At 63.8% G+C, this 22,424-nt stretch carries 21 protein-coding genes and 1 pseudogene; 13 read left to right on the top strand and 9 right to left on the bottom strand.

What is annotated here, in order from left to right:
• From ACFQS4_RS13000 to ACFQS4_RS12985, 4 genes are all read left to right on the top strand, one after another.
• Entirely contained in the window at nt 1-1,194 is a 1,194-nt protein-coding gene (locus tag ACFQS4_RS13000) for an MBL fold metallo-hydrolase (protein WP_497901912.1), read from the top strand.
• Nucleotides 1,195-1,256: 62 nt separating this feature from the next.
• Complete coding sequence (locus ACFQS4_RS12995; RefSeq protein ID WP_497903198.1) at nt 1,257-1,745, top strand: YeeE/YedE family protein; 489 nt, start codon at nt 1,257-1,259, stop codon at nt 1,743-1,745.
• Nucleotides 1,746-1,777: 32 nt separating this feature from the next.
• Nucleotides 1,778-2,212, top strand: coding sequence for a DUF6691 family protein (locus ACFQS4_RS12990; RefSeq protein ID WP_497903197.1), 435 nt, complete (start codon nt 1,778-1,780; stop codon nt 2,210-2,212).
• Nucleotides 2,213-2,278: 66 nt separating this feature from the next.
• Nucleotides 2,279-3,448, top strand: coding sequence for an inorganic phosphate transporter (locus tag ACFQS4_RS12985; RefSeq protein ID WP_497901911.1), 1,170 nt, complete (start codon nt 2,279-2,281; stop codon nt 3,446-3,448).
• Between the two features lie 250 nt (nt 3,449-3,698).
• Here the strand turns inward: ACFQS4_RS12985 and ACFQS4_RS12980 are convergent, their stop codons facing one another.
• From ACFQS4_RS12980 to ACFQS4_RS12960, 5 genes are all read right to left on the bottom strand, one after another.
• Complete coding sequence (locus tag ACFQS4_RS12980; RefSeq protein WP_497901909.1) at nt 3,699-4,028, bottom strand: YbjQ family protein; 330 nt, start codon at nt 4,026-4,028, stop codon at nt 3,699-3,701.
• A gap of 70 nt (nt 4,029-4,098) precedes the next feature.
• Nucleotides 4,099-4,476: a DsrE family protein gene (locus ACFQS4_RS12975; protein WP_497901908.1), complete on the bottom strand. Its 378-nt coding sequence runs from the start codon at nt 4,474-4,476 to the stop codon at nt 4,099-4,101.
• A gap of 78 nt (nt 4,477-4,554) precedes the next feature.
• Nucleotides 4,555-5,352 (bottom strand): ZIP family metal transporter, encoded by a 798-nt coding sequence (locus ACFQS4_RS12970; RefSeq protein WP_497901907.1) that lies wholly within the window; start codon nt 5,350-5,352, stop codon nt 4,555-4,557.
• Between the two features lie 114 nt (nt 5,353-5,466).
• Entirely contained in the window at nt 5,467-6,354 is an 888-nt protein-coding gene (locus ACFQS4_RS12965; protein ID WP_497901906.1) for a universal stress protein, read from the bottom strand.
• A 229-nt stretch (nt 6,355-6,583) separates the two neighbouring features.
• A complete protein-coding gene (locus ACFQS4_RS12960) occupies nt 6,584-7,792 on the bottom strand; it encodes a CNNM domain-containing protein (RefSeq protein WP_497901905.1) in 1,209 nt (402 codons plus the stop codon).
• A gap of 343 nt (nt 7,793-8,135) precedes the next feature.
• Here ACFQS4_RS12960 and ACFQS4_RS12955 point away from each other — a divergent pair, with 343 nt between their 5' ends.
• Both ACFQS4_RS12955 and ACFQS4_RS12950 read left to right on the top strand, forming a co-directional pair.
• Nucleotides 8,136-9,086: an ABC transporter ATP-binding protein gene (locus ACFQS4_RS12955; RefSeq protein ID WP_497901904.1), complete on the top strand. Its 951-nt coding sequence runs from the start codon at nt 8,136-8,138 to the stop codon at nt 9,084-9,086.
• Entirely contained in the window at nt 9,083-9,931 is an 849-nt protein-coding gene (locus ACFQS4_RS12950; protein WP_497901903.1) for an ABC transporter permease subunit, read from the top strand. Before ACFQS4_RS12955 ends, ACFQS4_RS12950 begins: the two co-directional genes overlap by 4 nt.
• Before the next feature lie 350 nt (nt 9,932-10,281).
• Here the strand turns inward: ACFQS4_RS12950 and glyA are convergent, their stop codons facing one another.
• On the bottom strand, nt 10,282-11,529 hold the full coding sequence (glyA, locus tag ACFQS4_RS12945; RefSeq protein WP_497901902.1) for a serine hydroxymethyltransferase: 1,248 nt from the start codon (nt 11,527-11,529) through the stop codon (nt 10,282-10,284).
• Nucleotides 11,530-11,689: 160 nt separating this feature from the next.
• Between glyA and ACFQS4_RS12940 the strand changes: the two genes are divergently transcribed.
• The 7 genes and pseudogenes from ACFQS4_RS12940 (at nt 11,690) to ACFQS4_RS12910 (ending at nt 18,979) form a co-directional block, all read left to right on the top strand.
• A complete protein-coding gene (locus ACFQS4_RS12940) occupies nt 11,690-13,768 on the top strand; it encodes a hypothetical protein (RefSeq protein WP_497901901.1) in 2,079 nt (692 codons plus the stop codon).
• A 379-nt stretch (nt 13,769-14,147) separates the two neighbouring features.
• Nucleotides 14,148-14,966 carry a transcriptional regulator TbsP gene (gene tbsP / locus ACFQS4_RS12935; RefSeq protein ID WP_497901900.1) on the top strand — a complete coding sequence of 273 codons (819 nt, stop codon included), beginning with the start codon at nt 14,148-14,150 and terminating at the stop codon, nt 14,964-14,966.
• 325 nt (nt 14,967-15,291) lie between these two features.
• Nucleotides 15,292-16,050 (top strand): RNase P subunit p30 family protein, encoded by a 759-nt coding sequence (locus tag ACFQS4_RS12930; RefSeq protein WP_497901899.1) that lies wholly within the window; start codon nt 15,292-15,294, stop codon nt 16,048-16,050.
• Nucleotides 15,998-16,621, top strand: coding sequence for a class I SAM-dependent methyltransferase (locus ACFQS4_RS12925; protein WP_497901898.1), 624 nt, complete (start codon nt 15,998-16,000; stop codon nt 16,619-16,621). Before ACFQS4_RS12930 ends, ACFQS4_RS12925 begins: the two co-directional genes overlap by 53 nt.
• Before the next feature lie 16 nt (nt 16,622-16,637).
• Nucleotides 16,638-16,979: pseudogene (locus ACFQS4_RS12920) on the top strand (Rpp14/Pop5 family protein); the annotation flags it as partial.
• Between the two features lie 380 nt (nt 16,980-17,359).
• Nucleotides 17,360-18,127 carry an archaeal proteasome endopeptidase complex subunit alpha gene (gene psmA, locus ACFQS4_RS12915; RefSeq protein WP_254156725.1) on the top strand — a complete coding sequence of 256 codons (768 nt, stop codon included), beginning with the start codon at nt 17,360-17,362 and terminating at the stop codon, nt 18,125-18,127.
• A 126-nt stretch (nt 18,128-18,253) separates the two neighbouring features.
• A complete protein-coding gene (locus ACFQS4_RS12910) occupies nt 18,254-18,979 on the top strand; it encodes a ribosome assembly factor SBDS (RefSeq protein WP_497901897.1) in 726 nt (241 codons plus the stop codon).
• Between the two features lie 34 nt (nt 18,980-19,013).
• On the opposite strand, the gene ACFQS4_RS12905 is transcribed toward ACFQS4_RS12910, so the two are convergent.
• The 3 genes from ACFQS4_RS12905 to ACFQS4_RS12895 all read right to left on the bottom strand — a co-directional run bounded on the left by ACFQS4_RS12905 (nt 19,014) and on the right by ACFQS4_RS12895 (nt 22,218).
• A complete protein-coding gene (locus ACFQS4_RS12905) occupies nt 19,014-19,319 on the bottom strand; it encodes an FUN14 domain-containing protein (protein WP_497901896.1) in 306 nt (101 codons plus the stop codon).
• A gap of 196 nt (nt 19,320-19,515) precedes the next feature.
• Nucleotides 19,516-19,803, bottom strand: a complete 288-nt coding sequence (locus tag ACFQS4_RS12900; protein WP_497901895.1) for a DUF8028 family protein — start codon at nt 19,801-19,803, stop codon at nt 19,516-19,518.
• 183 nt (nt 19,804-19,986) lie between these two features.
• Nucleotides 19,987-22,218, bottom strand: a complete 2,232-nt coding sequence (locus ACFQS4_RS12895) for a CDC48 family AAA ATPase (protein WP_253435949.1) — start codon at nt 22,216-22,218, stop codon at nt 19,987-19,989.
• Nucleotides 22,219-22,424: the final 206 nt, after the last annotated feature.

The raw sequence follows: 22,424 nt of genomic DNA, 5'->3' as shown, positions 1-22,424 counted from the left end.
ATGAGCGAAATGGACTTTCCAACGCCCGACGTTGCAGTCGATTCGATCACGCCTGCGGAGTTGAAAGCCAGCATCGACGAGGGGAATTCGGTCACGATCCTTGACGCTCGCATGCAATCAGATTACGACGAGTGGCGTATCGAGGATGACATCGTCGAGACGATCAATATTCCGTACTTCGAATTCCTGGACGACGAAATCGACGACGACGTGCTTGCACAGATTCCGGACGACCGCGAAGTCACCGTTCTCTGTGCGAAAGGCGGCGCCAGCGAGTTCGTCGCCGGGGCGCTCGAGGAACGCGGCTACGATGTCAACCACCTCGAGGACGGGATGAACGGGTGGGCGCGCATTTACGAAGCCCACGAAGTCACGAACTACGACGGCGCCGGTACCCTGGTCCAGTACCAGCGCCCCTCCTCGGGTTGTCTGGGCTACCTGCTCTACGACGGTGACGACGCCGCCGTGATCGACCCGCTACGTGCCTTCACCGACCGCTACCTCGAGGACGCCGACGACCTCGGCGTCGACCTGACGTACGCGTTCGACACGCACGTACACGCGGACCACATCTCGGGGCTTCGATCGCTCGCCGAGGAGGGCGTCGAGGGCGTTCTCCCCGTGCCCGCAACCGACCGCGGGGTCACCTACACTGACGACGTGACGCTGGCCGAGGACGGTGACGAATTCGCGGTCGGCGACGCCACGATCGAGGCGGTCTACACGCCCGGGCACACCTCCGGGATGACCTCCTACCTGATCGACGACGGCCTGCTCGCGACCGGTGACGGCCTGTTCATCGAGAGCGTCGCCCGACCGGACCTCGAGGAGGGCGACGACGGCGCGGAAGACGCCGCACGCACGCTGTACGAATCGCTGCAAGAGCGCGTGCTGACCTTACCCGAGGACACGCTCGTCGGCGGGGCTCACTTCAGCGACGCGGCCGTCCCCGCCGAGGACGGGACGTACACGGCGCCGATCGGCGACCTCGTCGACCGCATGGACGCACTCACGATGGACGAAGACGAGTTCGTCGACCTGATCCTCTCGAACATGCCGCCTCGTCCGGCTAATTACGAGGACATCATCGCGACGAACCTGGGACAGCAGACCGCCGAGGACGACGAGGCGTTCGAACTCGAGCTCGGCCCGAACAACTGCGCCGCCAGCCAGGATTCCCTGGCTGACGACTGATCCAGATACCCGTGATCGCTGAACTCCTGCCCCTACAACTGTACCCGCAACTGCCCTTACAACTGCACCTGCCACTGCAATTGGCGCCGCCCGCCAACCTCTTCCCGAACGGCATCTCGCGGTACGCCATCGGGGGATTATTCGTCGGTCTCGGCGCGGTCATTATCTACCTCGGGACGGGCATCGCCGCCGGTGCGAGTACGTTCCTCGAGTCGACGCTGTCGTACGTCTCGGACCAGTCCCGGTTCCAGCAGTATCGGGCGTCTCGAGACTGGCGCGTCGTCTTTACCCTCGGAATCGTCCTGGGGGCGGCGGTCTACGCCGTCGTCTGGCAGGGCAGTGCCTGGACGACCGACGTCCAGCCGTGGCGACTCCTGGTCGGCGGCGTGTTCGTCGGCATCGGCACGCGCGTCGGTAAGGGCTGTACGTCGGGCCACGGCGTCTGCGGCGTCGGCTCGGCCTCGAAGACCTCGATCGTCGGTGTCGTGACGTTCCTGGCGGTGGCAATCGTGACCGCACAACTGGTCTCCGCACTGGGGGTGAGCCCATGAGCGCGAGTGCACCCGAACGACACCCGCTGTTCATGCCGCTAATCCTCGTCGGCGGCCTGATCTTCGGGTTCGGTCTCGCCTACAGTCACATGGCCCGGCCGGAGGTCGTGCTGGATTTCCTCCAGTTCGACGACTTCGGACTGCTGTTCGTGATGTTCAGCGCGGCGATCATCTCGGGCATCGCGTTCTGGGTCACGCCGCGGCTCCGCGAACGGGCGCCGCTGACCGGCGACACCTACGGTCGCCGCCTGAAGTCGTTCGATCGGAACGTCCTGATCGGCGGCGGTATCTTCGGCGTCGGCTGGGGCCTCTCCGGAATCTGTCCCGGCGCGGCCTACGCCAGCCTCGGGATCGGGAACGTCACGATCCTGTGGGCGATCGTCGGGATGTTCGCCGGCGCCTACCTCCAGGGGGTCTGGCAGAGCCAGCGTGCCTCGAGCGGGACGACACCGTCGAGTGCGGACTGAGAGGCGACGACTGACGACTCACTCGAGTGAATGAGCACACTTTTTCCAGTCAACACGACACCAACGATGGACCCCACAACGATTGCGCTCTTCAGCGTCGCGGCACTCGCCAGCCTGTTCATGGCCTGGGTGATCGGCGCCGGCTCGAGCGGCGCGACGCCGTTCGCCCCGGCGGTCGGCGCGAACGCCATCTCGACCATGCGGGCGGCGTTCGTGGTCGGTCTCCTCGGATTCGCTGGCGCGGTTACACAGGGCGGAAGCGTCTCGGACGCCGTCGGCCGCGGCCTCGTGCAGGGAGTCACGCTCCCGCCCAGCACCGTCATCGTCGTTCTCCTGATCGGCGCCGGCCTGATGGCGATTGGCATCGTGACGGGGTATCCGATCGCGACCGCGTTCACCGTCACGGGCGCGGTGATCGGCGTCGGATTCGCACTCGGTGGACAACCCGTTCCCTCGAAGTACGCCGAAATCGGAGCGCTGTGGGTCCTGACGCCGTTCGTCGGCGGTGGGATCGCCTACGGAATCGCGAGCGTCCTGCCGCGCGCTGACGTCCCCGAACGGGTGAGCGTGCCGATCCTGGCCGTACTCGTCGGCGCCGTCGTCGCGAACCTCGAGTTCGCGTTCCTCGCGTCCGCAGGTGGGACGCTAGCGGCGGCCGGAAGCCGGTTTATCCCGCTCGAGGGACTCGTCGGATCGGGGGTCGCATCCGCGTTCGTCGCGATTCCAGTGGGCCTGCTGGTCCGCTGGGACGTCAGCCGTGACCAGGCCGGGGGCCTTCGCCGGTTTCTGCTCGCGCTCGGGGGACTCGTCGCCTTCTCTGCGGGGGCGAGTCAGGTCGGACTCGCGGTCGGCCCCCTGCTTCCGCTGGTCGAACAGGAGGCGGCGATGACCGTCTCGACCACGGCGATCCTCACCGGTGGCGGACTCGGGATCCTCGTGGGCTCCTGGACCGGCGCGCCGCGAATGATCAAGTCGATCTCCCAGGAGTACGCCTCGCTCGGCCCCCGGCGGTCGATTTCGACGCTCGTCCCCTCGTTTCTGATCGCCCAGACGGCCGTCGTACTCGGTGTTCCCGTCTCGTTCAACGAGATCATCGTCAGTGCGATCATCGGCAGCGGACTGGCTGTGGGTGGGAGCGGCGGAGTCAGTCCTCGAAAACTCGGCGTGACGGTCCTCGCCTGGATCGGGTCGTTCGTCCTGGCGTTCGGCCTCGGGTACGGAGTCGTCGTCCTGTAGCGGAGGTTCAACCCGTCCACCGACGTTCTCGAGCTTCTGGAACTGACGATTCGACTGACAAAATTGGGTTCGCGGCATTAGCGACTCGATTGACGGACTCGAGGAGCAATCGACACGAGGGCGTGCTCGAGTTCGACCGTGCCTTCTGAAGCGTCCGGCTGCCAGGTCGCTTCAGCATCATCGCTGCTAATCCAGTCAGCGTCATCGCCGCCAATCCAGGTCACTGTCACCACCTCCGGGCCGAACACAGCTACCGCCGTCGCGTCTCGACTGCGGTACCAGAAAGGTTGACCCAGAGCATTCCCTCGCCCATCTCCTCGTAATCGAAGGATGCGCCGACGATGCCGTCCGCACCGAGTTCCGCTGCGTCCGCTCGCACGTCCGCGATCGCCTCCCGGCGTCCCGCTTCGATCTTCTTCTCGTAGGACCCGCTCCGTCCGCCGACGACGTCGCGGATTCCCGCCGCGATGTCGCTGATCACGTTCGCGCCGATGACGGCTTCCCCGGAGACCACGCCCAGGTACTCCGTTACTTCCCGTCCCTCGAGTCCGTCCGTCGTCGTGATGGTGATGTCAGACATACGACTCTATCTTGGAATTGGACCGACAAGAAACTCACTCTCTCCATCGAACTCGTCACAGCATCCGACCCTACCCGATCGTCAGCACGCGGTCGGCGTCGGTTACCATCTCGAGTAAGTCGCTCATCGTCGAGACCGGACACACGTCGCTCCCCTCGCTGTTTCGGATCTCGAGACAGGTACCGCAGGCGAGGAGGTTGCCGCCGGCGTCGGCGAACGCCTCCATTCGCTCGCGGACGTCGAACTGCCCCCCGGAGATCGTTTCGGCCTCGACGCCCTCACCGAGGAGGAACACGGAGACGTCGTGATCGTCCTCGAGAGCGGTGATGCCGAATCGAAACGCGTTCCACGCCCGTTCGGGGTCGGCGGTCTCGAGGACGATGCCGATTCGATCGGCTGCGTCGGTTCGTGCGTGTGCTCGCTCGTTTTCGTCACCTGTATCGGACATAGTAGTGCATTATTTTCCCAATCCTATAAAACACTCGTTCCAGCACCTCACTCGTCGTTTGTGTGCGGCACACTGACGCTAGATGAACGCCAGGGGGACCATCACCAGAACCCCCGCGACGAGCCCGCCAGCTAGCTCCGGTTTTCCGCCACGTGGCAACGCCGAGCCGATGTCGAGCGCCTCGGGGATGAATTCGCTCACGACGAGGTAGATCATCGCTCCCGCGGCGAACCCAAATCCGAACGGGAGGAAGTCCCGGGCCACCTGGACGAACGCGAAGGCGATGACGGCGCCGATGGGTTGTGGGAGGCTCGAGAAGACGGCCCACCAGACCATCTTCCAGCGATCGACGCCCATGGCCTTCAGCGGGATCGAAATCGCTGTCCCCTCCGGGATGTTGTGGATGGAGATGGCGACCGTCATGAACACTGCCAGCAGCGGAACGGTGAATCCCAGGAATCCGAACCCGCCCTCGAGTCCCAGATCGGCGAAGGAGACGCCAACGGCGATACCTTCCGGAAAGCTGTGTACCGTTAGAATGCCGAGGATGAGCACGAGCTTTTTGAAGTCGGCCTCCTCGTACTCTCGAGGGTCGAGATCCGCGTCGAGGAGCACGTCGTGGGCCAAGACGACGAGGACGACCCCGACCGCCATTCCGACCGCAATCTCGAGGGCGGTTCCCTCGGCCAGCCCCTCTTCGATGAGGCCGAACACCGACGCCGAGACCATGATCCCGGACGCGAGTCCCCAGAGGACGACGTTGTGCCGGTTGCTAATCTCGTCGAAGAAGAAAAACGGGAGTGCCCCGAGTCCGGTTGCGAGGGCAGTCACGAATCCGGCGACGAATACCAGCGTCAGGTTCTCGAGGAGGCTCATCGTCGGTGATCGGTTCGGATTGGAGATACGTACCTGTTGTGTCTACTCGCCGCCGCGGGCGCGCTCGAGGGCGCGCTTCGTGGACACGGCGGTCGAGATTCGTACTATCTGTATCTACTGGTCATCGATCGAACCGGGACGTGACGTCGTGAGCACCGGAACCGGCGTAATCCGAAGCACGCGCTCGGTCCTGGAACCGAGCAGGCGTTGATCGAATCCGGATCGGCCGTGTGTCCCCATCGCGATCAGGTCGACCCCGTGCTCGACCGCATACGAGCGAATTCCGCGCGGAACTGATCCCGATTCGACCGCCGTCGTCACCTCGTCGACACCGGCCGCTCGCATCGTCTCGGCGGTTTCGGCCAGCGCGTCTCGAGCGCGGTCACGCGACGCCGTCGCGTTTTCGTCCGACGAGTCCGTTCCAATGGCGAACAGCGAGTCCTCGAGGACCGAGAGGACGTGGAGCGTCGCACCGTGCTCTCGAGCAATCTCGCCCGCCAACTCGAGGGCTCGTTCCGCGTGGTCGCTCCCGTCTGTCGGCACGAGCACGTCCTCGTAGGGGTACGGTTGGCTCGCGTCGCCGGCCGCTCGAACCGCGAGAACCGGCTTGTCGCTGGCGTTGACGACGTGTTCGGTGACGCTCCCGAGGACGTGTTCGGTCAGACTGCGTTCACCGCTCGTCCCCATCACGACCAGGTCGACAATGTCCTCGGCGGCCACCTCGGTGATGACCGTCCGCGGTTGCCCCTGTATCGTGTCGGTGACAGTCGAGACGCCGCGGGCCTCGGCCCGTTCGCGCGCGTCCTCGAGCACGTCCTCGCCCTCCTCTTCGAGCACGTCGACGACGTTGCCCTCGTATCGAACGAGACTCGGTTCGTTCGTGTCCGCGACGTACAACAGGTGGACCGTCGCGTCGTAGTCGACGGCGATTTCGAGGGCGTACTCGAGCGCGACGGTCGACCCGTCGCTCCCGTCGACCGGGACGAGGAGGAAGTCGTACATGGGGCGGAGTTCCACCGGGCCGACCATAATTGTGAGGCGTTTTCAGGCCGGTTCTGGATCGACGTCGACGAAGGGCTACTGAAGTCTGAAAACTACTAACCGATGTCCAGGAATTGCTGCAGAGATCCGACGAACGGCTACCGATGTCCGAGAACGGCTATCGGCGTGTGGCGGACTGGACCGCTAGAGCGAACGGACCACCCCAAACCCAGTGACGCTATTCGTGCCACTACTCACGTCTCGATTCGCGTCTACGCGAAGAATCTGGGTCGCCGGCCTGGAACTCTTCCGTCTCGAGCGGATCCTCGAACGCCCCGACGATTGCCTCGAGGGCGTCGGTCGCGGTCATCAGGCCGACGATCTGCTGGTCCGTCTCGGGATCCTTCCCGCCGCCAACGGAGTCGCTCTCTCGAGACGCACGTTCGTCACCTGCAGATGAGCTGGCCTCGGCCGACTCCTCATCGGACTTGACGGCCGTCTGAACGAGGCCCAGTTCCTGGTTCTCGGCCTGCAACTCGTCGATCGCCTCGCTCACCGGGGTGTCGGGCGCCAGCGACATCGGCGGCGTCGAGATGTCCTCGAACGAGGTGTCGCCCGACCGAAGCCCATCGATTCGATCGACGACCGTCGGCACGTAGACGATCCCGACGTATCGCTCGAGGTCCCCTTCGACCAGCGGGAATCGCGTGTGTGGGCTCGATCCCATCCGCTCGAGGTTCTCGGCGACCGAGACGTCCGTCGAGAGGAAGACGATGTCCTCTCGGTCGGTCATGACGTCGCTTACCAGCAGTTCGTCGACGGCGAGAGCGTTGAAGACCTCCTCTCGACGTTCCCTGGACAGTTCGCCACGCTCGAGGACGGAGCCGAGCTCTCGGTGGAGTTCGGCGCGCGTCTCGATCCGCTCGGTTTCGGCCTCGAGCCAGGCGCCGGTCATCTCGACGCCGAAGAGCTTGAGCGTCGCCTTCGCCACCCAGTCGCCAACGGCGATCAGCGGGGAGATCACCCACGCGAACCAGTACAGTGGCCCAGCTCCGTACCGTGCGACCTGCTTCGAGCGTTCGACGCCGAGGTAGGTCGGCGTCTGCTCGCCGTGAGTGAGGTGGATCATGTTGATGATGAAGAACGCCAGCAGGGAGCCGGCGCCGACGGACGCGAGAAACGAGTTCTGGAAGACGGGTTCGAAGATGGCCGCCAGCCCCGGTTCGGCGACGATGCCGAGTGCGATGCTGGTCCCCGAAATCCAGATCTGACAGGTCGTCAGGTAGAACTCGAGGTCCTCCGTCATCTCCCACGCTCGTCGCAGGCCTGGCTTGTCGAACTCCGATTCTGGGAACTGCCTGACTCGAGTGAGTGCAAACTCGGTGGCGACGAAGTAGGCGTTCACCAGAATCAATCCAGCCCCGGCGAGCAACCTGAGACCGATCTCGAGACTGTTCACTCGAGGACGGTTCAACGAGCGCGTACAAACGTCTTGGTGCCGCGACAGCCGCGGAGTGGACGGTCAGAGTGGTCAGGTGGGTATCCGATTACACGAGTCGGCCCGCTCCCGTTTTTTCGTTCGAGATACTGACGACGGTACCGTTTGCTCGACGGATTGAAAGGCGAAGCTGGCAGTACCCTTCCAGACTGATCGAACACGAGACTGCCTCCTCGAAACGAACGAACTCGAGACTGCCTCCAGAAGAGGGGGTGAAACGGTAACCACGGCATCTGAAGCGAAATTCAGCGATCGATAGCTAAAACTATTTGTCCATCCACTTTGTTTAGATACTGACGATACTATGGTCGCAATTCAAATAAATTCACTCACACGACGGTTCGGCGACGTCACGGCCGTGGACGGACTCGACCTCGAGGTCAGGCGAGGTGAAGTGTACGGCTTTCTCGGTCCGAACGGTGCCGGGAAGTCGACGACGATCAACATGCTCCTCGGGTTCACCCCGCCGACGTCCGGAACCGCGACGGTTCTCGGTCACGACATCGTGGACGAATCGCTCGCTATCCGACAGGCGACCGGGGTCCTCCCGGAAGACTTCGGCATGTACGACCGGTTGACCGCGCGAAAGCACGTCCAGTTCGCGATCGACACGAAAGGCGCGAGTGACGACCCCGACGTACTACTCGAGCGAGTCGGACTCGAGGACGCCGCTGACCGGAAGGCGGGCGGCTTTTCGACCGGGATGAAACAGCGCGTCGCGCTCGCGATGGCGCTCGTCGGTGAGCCCGACCTCCTCATCCTCGACGAACCCTCGTCGGGACTCGACCCGAACGGCGCCCGGGAGATGCGCCAGATCATCCTCGACGAAGTCGACCGCGGCGCGACGGTGTTCTTCTCGAGTCACATCATGGAGCAAGTTGAGGCGATCTGCGATCGGGTCGGGATCATGCGCGACGGCCAACTCGTCGCCGAGGACACGATCGACACGCTAAAAGATCAGTTCGACGCCGAATCACGGCTTGTCCTCACCGTCGATACGGTGCCGGACGGGATCCTCTCCTCTCTCCGATCCATGGCGAGCGTCTCCGACGCACAGGTCTCGGGAACCGACATCGTCGTCAGCCTGCGGGACTCGGACCAGAAGGCGGCCATCATCAACGCCGTCGAAGAACGGGGCGTGAAGATCACCGACATCACCTCGAAGGAACCGTCGCTCGAGGAACTGTTCGCCGTGCTCACGACGTCGGATTCCGGCCGACTCGAGAACGCCAATTCGGCGGAGGTCAACGCATGAGCTGGATGCACGTCGCCAGCAAGGACTTCGCCGACGCCGGTCGGTCGATGATGTTGTGGGCGCTCACCGTCCTGTTAGTCCTGCTCGTCGCCGGCGTGTCGGCGATCCCGTACCTGCTTGCTGAAGAGACGACGCCGACGTTCGAAGCGGCGCTTTACTTCCTCTTTACGCCGATCGGCTTGCTCATCCCGATCATCGGATTAGTCGTCGGCTACCAGGCGATCGTGAGCGAACGCGAATCGGGGAGCATTCGCTTCCTTCTTGGTCTCCCAAATACCCGTCGCGACGTGATTCTCGGGAAAGTTATCGGGCGCGCCGGCGTCGTCGCCGTTCCGACCCTGATCGGCTTCCTCGTCGGTGCGGTCGTGATCGGCGCGTTGTACGACGGTTTCATCGTTTCAGATTACCTCGGTCTCTTGGTCTTCTCGCTGGTTATGGGTCTCGTCTACGTGTCGGTAGCCGTGGGTATTTCGGCCAGCGTCAGTTCTCGAGCGAAAGCACTGGCGGGCGTGCTGGTGTTCTTCGTCATCTTCGACTTCCTCTGGGAGTTCGTCTTGATGGGCACGTACTGGGCCCTCGAGGGGAGCTTACCTGGACTCGACGGACTCCCTGCCTGGTACCTCTTCGTTCTTCGACTGAGCCCAGGGCAGGCACTGGGGGCGATCGCGCTGACCCTCATCGAGATCGCGGGGGCGGAGGATCTCGACCTCACCGCTGCTGGTCGCGTCGCGGGCGAAGTCCCGTTCTACCTCGAAAACTGGTTCGCGTGGATCATCGTGGTCCTCTGGATCGTCGTCCCGGTCAGCCTCGGGTATCTCCGCTTCAAAAACGCGATCCTGAGCTGAGCGTCGACTCGCAAAAACCGTGAATCGTCTCACCCGTCTTCTACTGGTCTTGCAGTTCGCCCCGTGAAGTCTTGAAACCGTTCTCCGAGCGGCCGAAGCCGATCCTCAATTGAGATGAGTCCACCTCAAACGCACAAATCCCACGTACGTCGGGACGGCGATCCACATCGTGATCGGGACGACGCAGATCCTGTCTTGCAGATTGGACGAATCCGATTCTGGGAAGAAACACACCTCGACGCAATTCTCTCGAGGTACGAAGCTACAAATACGCCTGTTCGACCATCTCGAGGGTAGCGGGACGAATTGACTACCTACGGACTCCTCGGAGCCCTTCCTTCCTCACCGACTCACTCGTAGAGTGGATTCGCCGCACACAGCTCGTCGACCGACTCGCTCACGTCGGCGATCACGTCCTCGTCGTCGGGCGAATCGATTACGCGCGCGATGAGGTCACCGACGGTTCGAAGGTCGTCCTCGTCGAAGCCTCGGGTCGTCAGCGCCGGGGTCCCGGCCCGGATGCCGCTCGGGTTGAACGCCGAGCGCGTCTCGCCGGGGACGGTGTTCGCGTTGAGGACGATGCCGGCGTCCTCGAGCGCCTCTTCGGCATCACCGCCGGTCGTTTCGGGATGGGACTCCCGGAGGTCCACGAGCACGAGGTGGTTGTCGGTGCCGCCCGAAACCAGCGAGAACCCGTGGTCGGCGAGGGTCTCGCCGAGGGCCTTCGCGTTGGCGACCGTCCGTTCGGCGTAGGTCTCGAACTCGGGCTCGAGCGCCTCGCCGAAGCCGACGGCCTTGCCGGCGATGTTGTGCATGAGCGGACCACCCTGGCCGCCGGGGAACACGGCGGAATCGACGTCGTCGGCGTACTCCTCGTTCGTCATGACGATGCCGCCCCGTCCGGAACGAATCGTCTTGTGGGTCGAACCGGTAACGAAGTCCGCGACGCCGACGGGCGAGGAGTGGACGCCCGCGGCCACGAGACCCGTGATGTGGGCGATGTCGGCGAGGTGAAGCGCGTCGGCCTTCTCGGCGACGTCCTGGATGCGCTCCCACTCGACCTCGCGCGGGTATGCGGAGTACCCCGAGACGATGACGTCCGGTTCGAACTCGGCGGCGTGGTCGGCGAGGCCGTCGTAATCGAGATACCCCGTTTCGGGGTCGACCTCGTACTGCTCGACCTCGTAGAGCTGGCCGGTGAAGTTCGCCGGGTGGCCGTGGCTGAGGTGGCCGCCGTGGGTCAGGTCGAGCGAGAGAATTTTGTCGCCGGGCTCGAGCATCGCGAAGTAGACGGCCTGGTTGGCCTGGGTGCCCGAGTGGGGCTGGACGTTGACGTGCTCGGCGCCGAAGAGTTCCGTCGCGCGGTCGATGGCGAGCTGTTCGACCTCGTCGGCGTACCGACAGCCGCCGTAGTAGCGCGCGCCGGGGTAACCCTCGGCGTACTTGTTCGTGAGCGCGCTCCCCTGGGCGTCGAGAACGGCGCGGCTGACGTGGTTCTCGCTGGCGATCATCGACAGCGTGTCCTGCTGTCGTTCGAGCTCACCTTCGAGCGCGTCGGCGACGGCGGGGTCGACCCCTCGGACGTGGTCGTGGTCCATATTTCGAGTGGCGCCCGGACGCTGTATAAGTGTACCTTTCCCCGGCAACGTGGGCCGCGAACGTTCGGAACCGTGCAGCAGAGCCGAGGCACAAAAATGAAAGATATACAACTACTAAGGCGATACAACTAACTTCACGGGCAGAGATTCAATAACTCGAATGATAGAGTGGGAGGTGGCCGACGATGACACCCACCTGCGAGTCGTCGACGCGGACAACGCCGAACTCCGCGTGCAGGGAATCGGTCTCGACGTCGAAGGCCCCGGCCCGGACATCTCGCGGCCCGTTGACAACACGGTCGCGGTGACGGCGACCGCCTTCCGATTCCCCCACGCCGTCGTCTACGCGTTCTCGCTCGGCCGCGACAAACGATTCCACCTCGAGCCGGATCAACACACGATGACGCTTCCGCCCGGGGAGTACGTCCTCGACATCGACACGGGCATCAAGACCTACCTCCGGCTCTCGGGGGAGGCGGTCGTCCAGCGCGCGCCGGACTATTCATCGCTGATCGTCTCCTTTCCCGAGCGCACGCGAACCATCCTGGGCTTCCGGAGCCGTCACGAACTACCAGCCGAGACGATTACGATCCCCGATACGCCCGCCGGATTCGCTCGCGGACTCTCCGCGCTCTCGTCGTCGATCAAGACCGACTCACCTGATCGGACGTACCCGACACTCCGCGGTCATCCGCCGCTGCTCGAGACCGGGCCCACGTTTTCGGCACCCGACTCAGTCCTCGAGCAGGCGACTCAGTCCGGCATCGAACTCGTCGTCCCGCCGTGTTACGATACGCTGTTCGTGACGGCACCGCTCGCGTACTACCTGCAGGCGACGGTCAGGACCGAACCCGACGCGACGCCACGGATTCGCCTCCCGTCGGTCGCTCGCGAGCACGAACTCGCGCCGATGCCCGACCTCGAGCGCGACGTCGAACAGTGCCTGCGTCAGTGGTTCTTCCTGGACTGTCTCGTTCGCAACGCCGGTCCCTACGGCACCACGCTCGCCGAATCGAGCCTGCTCGACGTCCTCGACCTCGATGCGGAGCGACTGTATCAGGCGACGCCTCAAGAACGGCTATCGACGTACCTCGACGTTCCCTACGCCGCGATCAAACATCGCCTGCCGGAGTGGCACCTCTCGACGTACGTCGAGCCAAACGCGGCGAGCGTCGAGGGGATTCCCTACCTGCTCGACCGCCTCAGCCTGATCTTCACGCCCAGGACGTCGACGCTCGAGGGGCGAGAACTGGTCGAACGCTCGCTCACCGACTTCTACCGCAGCGGGTCGTCAGGAACCGGGAAGGTCGCCTCCGTCAACATCGTCAAACCGGAACTCCGCGGTGGACGCGTCCACGGCTGGCTCGCAGATGGCGTCCCCATCGACGTGTTTAAATCGACCGTCGGCGCCTACCGGAATCGCCTCCGGTTCCTCGAGCGCGACACCGAGTCGACGTCGATCCGCGTCGTCCTGAACGATCCCGAGATGGCCGGCGAACGCGAACGGGTCGCCGAAATCTATCAACAGCGAGCGGAGGAACTCTCTCTCGACGTTCGCGTCGAGGAACACCTCACGACCGACGCGCTCGCGCGATTGCTCGAGGACGACCACGCGTTCGTCCACTACATCGGCCACTGCGAGACCGGCGGGTTCCGGTGTCCCGACGGATCGCTCTCGGTCTCGAGTCTCGAACAGTGCCGCGTCGAGACCTTCTTCCTGAACGCCTGTGGCTCCTACTACGAGGGAATGGAACTCATCGAGCGCGGGAGCGTCGCGGGGGCGGTGACGTTCACGCAGGTGCTCAACGACCACGCGCTGAAAGTCGGTGCGACGTTCGCGAAACTCCTCGTCCACGGCTTCAGCTTCGAGCGTGCGATGCGACTCGCTCGCCGGCGAATTATGATGGGGAAAGACTACGCCGTTGTCGGCGACGGCACGCACGCGCTGACGGGCGGCAACCTCGAGTTGCCGACGACGGCGACCATCGACCGGCTGGAGGACGGCCGGTACGTACTCGAACTCGAGTGTTACTCCACGCGGGTCAACGGCCTCTACTACTTCCCGCACGCGGCCGACAACGAGTACAGCTACCTCTGTGGGTCACCAGCGACGTTTACGCTCGATCGAGCAGAACTCGCGGCGTTTCTCGCGGAATCGAACGTCGCGGTCATCTACGACGGTGACGTCTACTGGTCGACCGAACTTGCCGGCGAGTTCGGCGGTCAAGGTCCTCCGTAAGTGCTGATTCGGCTGGACGCGTCGGTCGTCGTCTCGTGATCCTGAATCGGCTGTTCGAAGGATCCTCGCTCTCGTCTCCACGGTCGCGTATCCGTGACACCCATACGACAACAGGAATGGCATTCAGGGGAGTTAACTGTTGCTATTGTGTGACTATCTAGCATAGATGAGGGACTATCTGTCACTGTCGATGGAATTTCGGTACGGACCGGTGCCGGACGGCTTTCTGTATGTGGATTGCTAGCTAAACTCTCTGACGATCGGGAGAAATGCCGAGAAAACCGACAAAAATCACCTCATCTGGGCGTTAACCACAAGGTCTGGGGGAATTTGGGCCAATAATATTAAGTAGTTGGCGATCAATTACTTGTGTATACGCATGGCTTCGAATTTACTCAACCACCAGATTGACGATATCCTCGAGTCCGTTCTCGAGGAGACGACAGGCGACGTATACATGATCAACCCGTCCTGGGACGCCATCGACGAGTTCGTCACCGTCGCGACGGCCTTCGACGGCGACCTCCCAACCGTCCACATGCTCGCAGACGACCGCACGCTCAAGGACGTCATGGACGACTTCATCGTCGCCTCCAACGCCGCTGACCTCATCGCCGACGGCGCCCTCGAGCTGCGCACCCTCGAGCAGGCCCCCGAAAACTCCCTGCTCATCACCGAGGACAGCGTCGTCGCCGTCGTCCACGCGGGCGACCGCGTCGGCGGCCTCGTCACCGAAGACGAGGAGTTCGTCGAGGCCGCGTTCGACACCTACGCCGGCCGCTGGGAGGAGGCAGACGCCTTCAACCTCCGGACGCCGCCGATCACGCGCGTCCGTGAGACGCTCACTGACGAGATCAGCGCCGAGGCCGAAGAAGACTTCACGGCGATCCTCAACTCGCTCGAGACCGCCCGCGGCGACGGTGACGGCCTGGACGAGGTCACAATCTCGCTGCTCGTGGCCGCGAAGAACGAGGCCCTGCTCTACGACATTAGCAAGTGGGGCGAGGACGTCGGCATCGCCAGCAAGGCGACGTTCAGCCGAACGAAGACCAAGCTCGAGGACATGGGCCTGATCGACACCGAGAAGGTCCCAATCGACGTCGGTCGTCCGCGCCTGCGCCTCAAGATCGGCGACGAGCGCCTCGACGAGGCTGACAACGGCCAGCTCGCGACGGTCGCTCAGAGTATTCTGAACTAGAGCACCCACCTTTTGCGCTGCGGTCTTGCTTCGCTGACGGCTTCGCCGCCAGCGAAGCGTCCCTCGGCAAAAGCTGGACCAAAAACACTCCTCCTTCCGTTCGGTGAGCAAACTCACCTTCACATCAGTCGTCGGTCCGCTCGCTCACTGCGTTCGCTCGCGCTACAAACTGGTGTGGGGCCTGCCCTCCCCCGAAACGCGGGGCTCTCGCAGTGCTCGAGCCCCGCGTCCGGCCACGCCGGTTGTCCGGGGCTGTTCTCATCGGTGGCAATTCTCCACGTATACGGTCGCAAACCACAAGTCACCACCGTCCCTCGAGACGCGTATGTACGAGGCCGTTCGCGTAAACGCCGACGCCGATGGAGTCGAGACGGACGCCGAGGCCGTCTCCCGCGTCGTCGAAACTGCCGCAAGCTACGGCTTCGAGGGCGTGGTCGTTCGAAATCACGACGGCGCGCGACTCGAGTTCGATGCCGACGAACTCGGAGAGGAGCACGGCATCGACGTCGTCGACGGCATCGAAATTCGGGCCGACGACCCGCACCAGGCCAGCGGTTCGGTGGGGAACTACCGACCGCAGTACACGATCCTGGCTATCCACGGCGGCACGAACGCACTCAACCGGTTCGCCGTCGAAACCGACAAAGTCGACGTGCTCGCTCACCCAATGGACGGCTCCGGCGACGTCAACCACGTTCTGGCGAAAGCCGCCGCGGCCAACGGCGTTCGCCTCGAGTTCTCCTTCGGGGACGTTCTCCGAACCACGGGCGGTCGGCGGGTTCGGGCCATCCAGTCGCTTCGCAAACTCCGGGAGATCGTCGACTACTACGACGCGCCGTACGTCGTCAGCGGCGATCCCGAGGGGTCACTCGAGGTACGGGCGCCGAGAGAACTCTGTGCGCTCGGCGTCGAACTCGGCTTCGATCGGGAGTGGATCGTCGACGGCCTCGAAGCCTGGAAAACCCTCGCGGCGCGCAACCGACGGATCCAGTCCGATTCGTTCATTGAACCGGGGGTCGAACGTGGACGATATGAAACGAAGCGTGGCGGATCACGCGGCTCGATTCGACGAGAAGGCGAGTGAGTACGACGACTCGAAGAGCGACGAATACCGCGCGTGCGCGAATTTGGTTATCGAACACGCGGCCCCCGAATCCGACGAGACGGTCCTCGACCTCGGCGCCGGAACCGGGGCGATCGCCCTCGTGCTCGCCCCCGACGCCGAGGCTGTGATCGGCCGGGACATCAGTGAAGGCATGATGGACGAAGCACGCGCGAAAGCCGAGGAACGCGGCCTCGAGAACATCTCCTTCGACTACGGAACCTTCCGCGAACCCGACATCGACGACAGCGTCTCCGTCGATATCGTCACCTCGAACTTCGCCATGCACCACCTCGCGGACGACGAGAAGCGCGAAGCGATCGACGTCATCGCCGCCCTCGAGCCCCGACGATTCGTCCTCGGGGACGTGATGTTCTTCAGCGAACCGGACCCGAGCGAGCCGTTCTACGACCCCTCGGTCGACGACCCGGCGACGGTCGGAACGCTGGCAGACGCGCTCACCGACGCCGGCTTCTCGCTGACGGCCGTCGAGCGCGTTCACGACCAGGTCGGTGTCCTGGTCGCCGAGCGTGCCGAGAACCAGGAGTCGTGAGCCGCTGTACTTGCCCATGAAACACCTCCCCAAACACCTCCGGCCGCGCTGGCGATACCTCGCCGTCGCCCTCGAGACTCGGCCCGACGACGCTATCGGTCGGCGGGCCTTCCAGCGGGAGGTCTGGTACGCCGGCCAGAACCTCCTCGGCGATCCGGGGAGTGCGGACGCCGACCTGGCGGTCGTCCGATTCCGATTCGACGCCGATACAGGAAACGGGAAGGCGATAATTCGCGTTCGCCACGGCGAGGTCGAACGCGCTCGAGCCGCAGTCGCTTGCGTCCACAGCGTCGACGACGCGCCGCTGGGTCTAATCGTTCGGGGGGTGAGTGGGACGATTCGTGGGGCCGAGTCGCACCTGTGATGGGCCGCTCGTCGACGAGGTCCCTGTTTCTCAAGTTCGACGCTCGAGCCCGACGCTTGAACCCGACGCTCGGGACGAACACTCACGACGAATACGTCCCCGGACCGCGGTAAGCGAGGCCGGAGGAAGAAAACTATTTAGGACGCCGCCGGTAAGGTCGGGTAGAGAGATTCGTCGTGTTCGACATCGCTGACCGAGTCGTCGGGCGAACGAGCGTCGTTTCCATCCTGTGGCGATGACTGGTGCCGATAGCGGTCATCCGGGGGCAGTCACCCGTCCCGATGGAACCGGTGCCGACGCCGTTTCACCACGACTCGATGACGCGACCGTCACCACGACACCCCTCGATTCCGATCTAACGTTAACGTGATACTATGCAGGGACAAGCCCAACAGCAGGCGTACGACCGCGGCATCACGATCTTCTCGCCAGACGGCCGACTCTACCAGGTAGAGTACGCCCGCGAGGCGGTCAAACGTGGCACCGCGAGCATCGGCATCCGAACGGCTGGCGGCGTCGTCCTGGCCGTCGACAAGCGGATCCCGTCGCCGCTGCTCGAGGACTCGAGCGTCGAGAAGATCCACAAGGCCGACGACCACATCGGCATCGCGAGCGCCGGCCACGTCGCCGACGCCCGCCAGCTCATCGACTTCGCCCGCCGGCGCGCGCAGGTCAACCACCTCCGCTACGGCGAACCCATCGGCGTCGAGAGCCTCACGAAGGAGATCACCGACCACATCCAGCAGTACACCCAGGTCGGCGGCGCCCGCCCGTTCGGGGTCGCGCTCATCGTCGGCGGTATCGAGAACGGCGAACCCCGCCTCTTCGAGACCGACCCGTCGGGAACACCCTACGAGTGGAAAGCCCTCGCCGTCGGTGCCGAGCGCGGCGAACTCCAGGGCTTCCTCGAGGAGAACTACGACGAGGAGGCAGACCTCGACAGCGGCGTCGCGCTCGCGCTCGAGGCGCTCGCGTCGGTCAACGACGACTCCCTCCTCCCCACCGAAGTGGGTCTAGCGACGATCGACGCCGAGACGGAATCGTTCGTTCAGTTCGACGACGACCGCATCGAGGAGTACCTCGTGGAGAACGAACTGCTCGACGAAGGGGACGACGAAGCCGAAGGCGACGGCGACGAGTAACCTTCGCAATCGCGACCGCGACCCAGGACACGAAGGACGTTGCCCCGCCCCGCTCCCGCCCCCATCCCGACATCGCCACTGCCCGACGGGAAACACTCTTGTAACCGCCCGCGGATATCTTCGGGTATGATATCGCTCGACGAGGCAGTCACCGCGCGACTCGAGTCACACGGCGCGCGCTTCGAAGTGCTTGTCGACCCGGACGCAGCACTAGCGATCAAACGCGGCGAGTTCGACGGCGACCTTGAGGACGTCATCGCCGCGGAGGACGTCTTCGACAACGCCTCGACGGGCGACCGGCCGGCCGAGAACGACCTCGAGGACGTGTTCGACACCACGGACCCCCTCGAGATCATCCCCGAAGTCATCAAGCGCGGAGAAATCCAGATCACGGCCGATCAGCGCCGCGAGATGCAAGAACAGAAGCGAAGGGAACTGATCACGACCATCGCGCGAAACGCCATCAACCCGCAGATGGACGACGCACCCCATCCCCCCGAGCGGATCGAGAACGCCCTCGAGGAGGCCGGATTCACGGTCGATCCGATGGAACCGGCGAGCGAGCAGGTCGACGACGCCCTCGACGCCCTCCGTCCCGTCATCCCGATCCGGTTCGAAGAGATCACCATCGCCGTCCAGATTCCCCCGGAGTACGCCGGGAGCGCCCAGGCGAAGATCCGTCAGTACGGCGACCTCGAGCGCGAGGAGTGGCAGCCCGACGGCTCCTGGATCGGCGTCATCACGTTCCCGGCGGGGTTGCAGAACGACTTCTACGACGTCGTCAACGAGAACACGAGCGGCGAGGCCGAAACGCAGATCGTCAGCGACAAGGGAGAGTTGAGCACGCGGTAGCGATCGTTCGACGAATGAAATTCGAAAAAAACAGTTATCCGCGTCGGAACCCGATCAGGAAGCCAGCCGTGAAGCCAGCCCCGACGGACATCGTCGAGATGAACGACTCAAGGTAGGTCGGGTCCGCGTGTTCTGTCGTGTCGATCAGGCCAATCGAGAGGGCCTCCCAGTCGACGATGAGGATACCCTGTGATTCGAGGTACCGGAAGATGACCAGTTGCACGCCGATGATGACGGCGATGAGTTTCGCGATTTTCTTCGCGGCGAAGCCCATGAGAGCGCCGATGGCTGCACCACCACCGAACTCGAGTCCGAGGGCCGTTGGATCGATATTGACCATGATAGAGAGAATTCGAGTCGGTTACCATGACTTTTGTGGTAGGTGGATATTCTCGGGAATCAGATGGACGACCGCAGAGGGGATGGACGGCGACCACATTGCGGACTGGCAACGTGAATTACCGTTTAATACTACCAGCGTGAACTACCGTTCGAAACTGGTACCGCGAACCACCATTCGAAACTGGAACCACGAACTACCGCTCGAGCTCGTGTGCGTGACCGGCGTAGAGCGCCACCAGGTGGACGGCGAGCAGGGTGACGAACAACCCCGTTCGTGTCCCGTCTGAACCGATGGCCAGTATCGGTAGGTACGCGATCGGCAGTACGATTGCCGTCCAGAAACTCGCGACGCGAAGGCGGTCGACGAAACTCCCAGTCGTGGATCCGCGCTCGCCTTCCTGTCCGGGCGTGGAACCGGCTTCTTCGGGCGTTTCCTGGTCGGTTGCGAGGCGACTGTTCTGTGTCGCTCGAGGCCCTGGCATTGGTTACCTGATCGCCAATCCCTTCACCGCGGACGCGTAAATATCGGATACTGCGTTTCAGTGGAATCGGTTCAGTTCACTCGTGTAAGCCGTGATTACCGGGCCGAGTCGATTCGATGCCCGCGAGAAAGAACCGATTACGACCGGCAGGCATCCGAATTACGCCGGTCGTACGATCGTCCGTTACTGGAACCCGATACGACTGCCCCGGCGACCCGTGCCAGGTTCGACCCGGTTTCCACCGCCCTTGAACTGCTGTTCGATCTGGTCGTAGTACTCAAGGATGTCCTCGTTGATCGTCGGGCGCACGTTTTCCATCGCTTTCCGGAAGTGACGCATCTCGACGAGGTCGGCGTCGTCGTCCTCGCGAAGGGCCTCGATGGCCGCCTCCCGACCGATCGACTCGAGGTCGCTGCCGACGTATCCCTCCGTGATCTCGGCGATCTCGCGCAGGCTGACGTCTGCCGCCAGGGGCGTGTCGTCGGTGTGGATCTCGAGGATGCGTTCGCGACCCTCGGTGTTTGGTTCGCCGAGCATGACCAGCCGGTCGAAGCGACCCGACCGGAGGAGGGCGGGGTCGATCATGTCCGGCCGGTTCGTCGCGCCGATCACCATCACGTCCTCCATCTCCTCGAGGCCGTCGAGTTCGGTCAGGAGCTGGTTGACGACTCGTTCGGAGACGTTCGACCCGACCTCGCCGCCGCGGCCGGGGGCGAGCGAGTCGAGTTCGTCGAAGAAGATCACCGTCGGGGAGACCTGCCGGGCCTTCCGGAAGGTCTGACGGATGGCCTTCTCGGACTCGCCGACCCACTTGCTGAGCAACTGCGGGCCGCGCACGGAGATGAAGTTGGCGTTGGTCTCGTTGGCGACGGCCTTCGCCATGAGCGTCTTTCCGGTGCCCGGTGGCCCGTACAGCAAGACGCCCGCGGGTGGATCGATGCCCATCCGCTCGAACTTCTGTGGCTCGCGCAGGGGCCACTCGACGGACTCCTTGACCTGGTCTTTCGCTTCGTCGAGACCGCCGACGTCGTCCCAGCTAACCTTCGGCAACTCGACGAGGACTTCCCGCATCGCCGACGGTTCGACCTCGGCGAGGGCGCCGCGGAAGTCCTCGCGCTTGACGATCATCCGGTCGATCAGGCTCGGTGGGATGTCCTCTTCGTCGAGATCGATCTCCGGGAGGTACCGCCGCAAGGCCTTCATCGCGGATTCTTTCGTGAGCGACTCGATGTCCGCGCCGACGAAGCCGTGGGTCTCGTCGGCCAGATGCGAGAGGTTGACGTCGTCGGAGAGGGGCATCCCGCGGGTGTGGATCTGCAGGATCTCCTCGCGCCCGACCTCGTCCGGGACGCCGATCTCGATCTCGCGGTCGAACCGGCCTGGTCGTCGGAGGGCGGGGTCGACGCTGTCGACGCGGTTGGTCGCGGCGATGACGATCACCTGGCCGCGAGCCTCGAGGCCGTCCATCATGGTCAGCAACTGGGCGACGACGCGGCGTTCGACCTCGCCGGTGACGTCCTCTCGCTTGGGCGCGATCGAGTCGAGTTCGTCGATGAAGATGATCGCGGGTGACTCCTCGCTGGCGTCCTCGAAAATCTCGCGGAGCTGTTGTTCGGACTCACCGTAGTACTTCGAGATAATCTCGGGGCCGGCGATGGAGAAGAAACTGGCGGAGGTCTCGTTGGCGACGGCCTTCGCGAGCAGCGTCTTGCCCGTCCCCGGCGGGCCGTGCAGGAGCACCCCTTGCGGGGGCTCGATTCCCAGCTTCTTGAAGATCTGGGGATGTTTCATCGGCAGTTCGACCATCTCGCGGACGCGCTGGATTTCGTTTTGCAACCCACCGATATCCTCGTAGGTGATCCCGCCACCGGTCTTCTCGAAGCCCGAGATGGGCTCCTCGCGGAGTTCGACGTCGGTATCCTCGGTAATGAGGACGACGCCCTCGGGATCGGTTTCGACGGCGATCAGCGGGATCGCCTGGCCCGGCGAGCGCATGAACGGGTGGTTCGTCGAGCTCATCACGGGGACGATGTCGTGACCGACGACCGGCCGCTTGAGGATCTGGCGTTTCACCATGCCGGCGGCGTCGGAGCCGAACTGGACGGAGGCCTCCTCCGGGGGAGCGAGCACCAGCGTGTTCGCCTTCGTGGCCTCGGCCTTCCGGATCGTGACGCGTTCGCCGATGCCGACGTCGGCGTTCTGGCGGGTGAACCCGTCGATCCGGACGGTGTCCGTGTTCCAGTCCTGTCGGTCTGCACGCCAGACCTTCGCAGCGGTCGTCTCCGACCCTTCGATCTCGATGATGTCGCCCGGACTCAGCTTCAGGTGAAGCAAGGTGTCCGGGTCGAGACGGGCGATGCCGCGGCCCGAGTCGTTCGGGTACGCTTTCGCGACCTCCAGTTGCACTTCGTTCATGGTTTGGGGTAGACGGGGATGTTCCTGACTCCGACTCGGTGTCGGATAGGTGTTTTGCTCACAGCAGACGCATCGAACCGCAAACGCACCTGTGCTAGCGCCTGTCATATGAGACTGAGTCAGGGAGCTACATAGATGTACCGGCCTCGGTCGTTTTCCGAGACGGAACGACGGCCTTTCCCTGCGCGGGAGTGCGTGGGTTTTTG

It is taken from the genome of Saliphagus sp. GCM10025317 (assembly GCF_042663665.1).
Lineage (GTDB): Archaea > Halobacteriota > Halobacteria > Halobacteriales > Natrialbaceae > Natronosalvus.
Note: the sequence above shows the minus strand (reverse complement) of the source record. Positions and strands in the feature narration are given on the sequence as shown.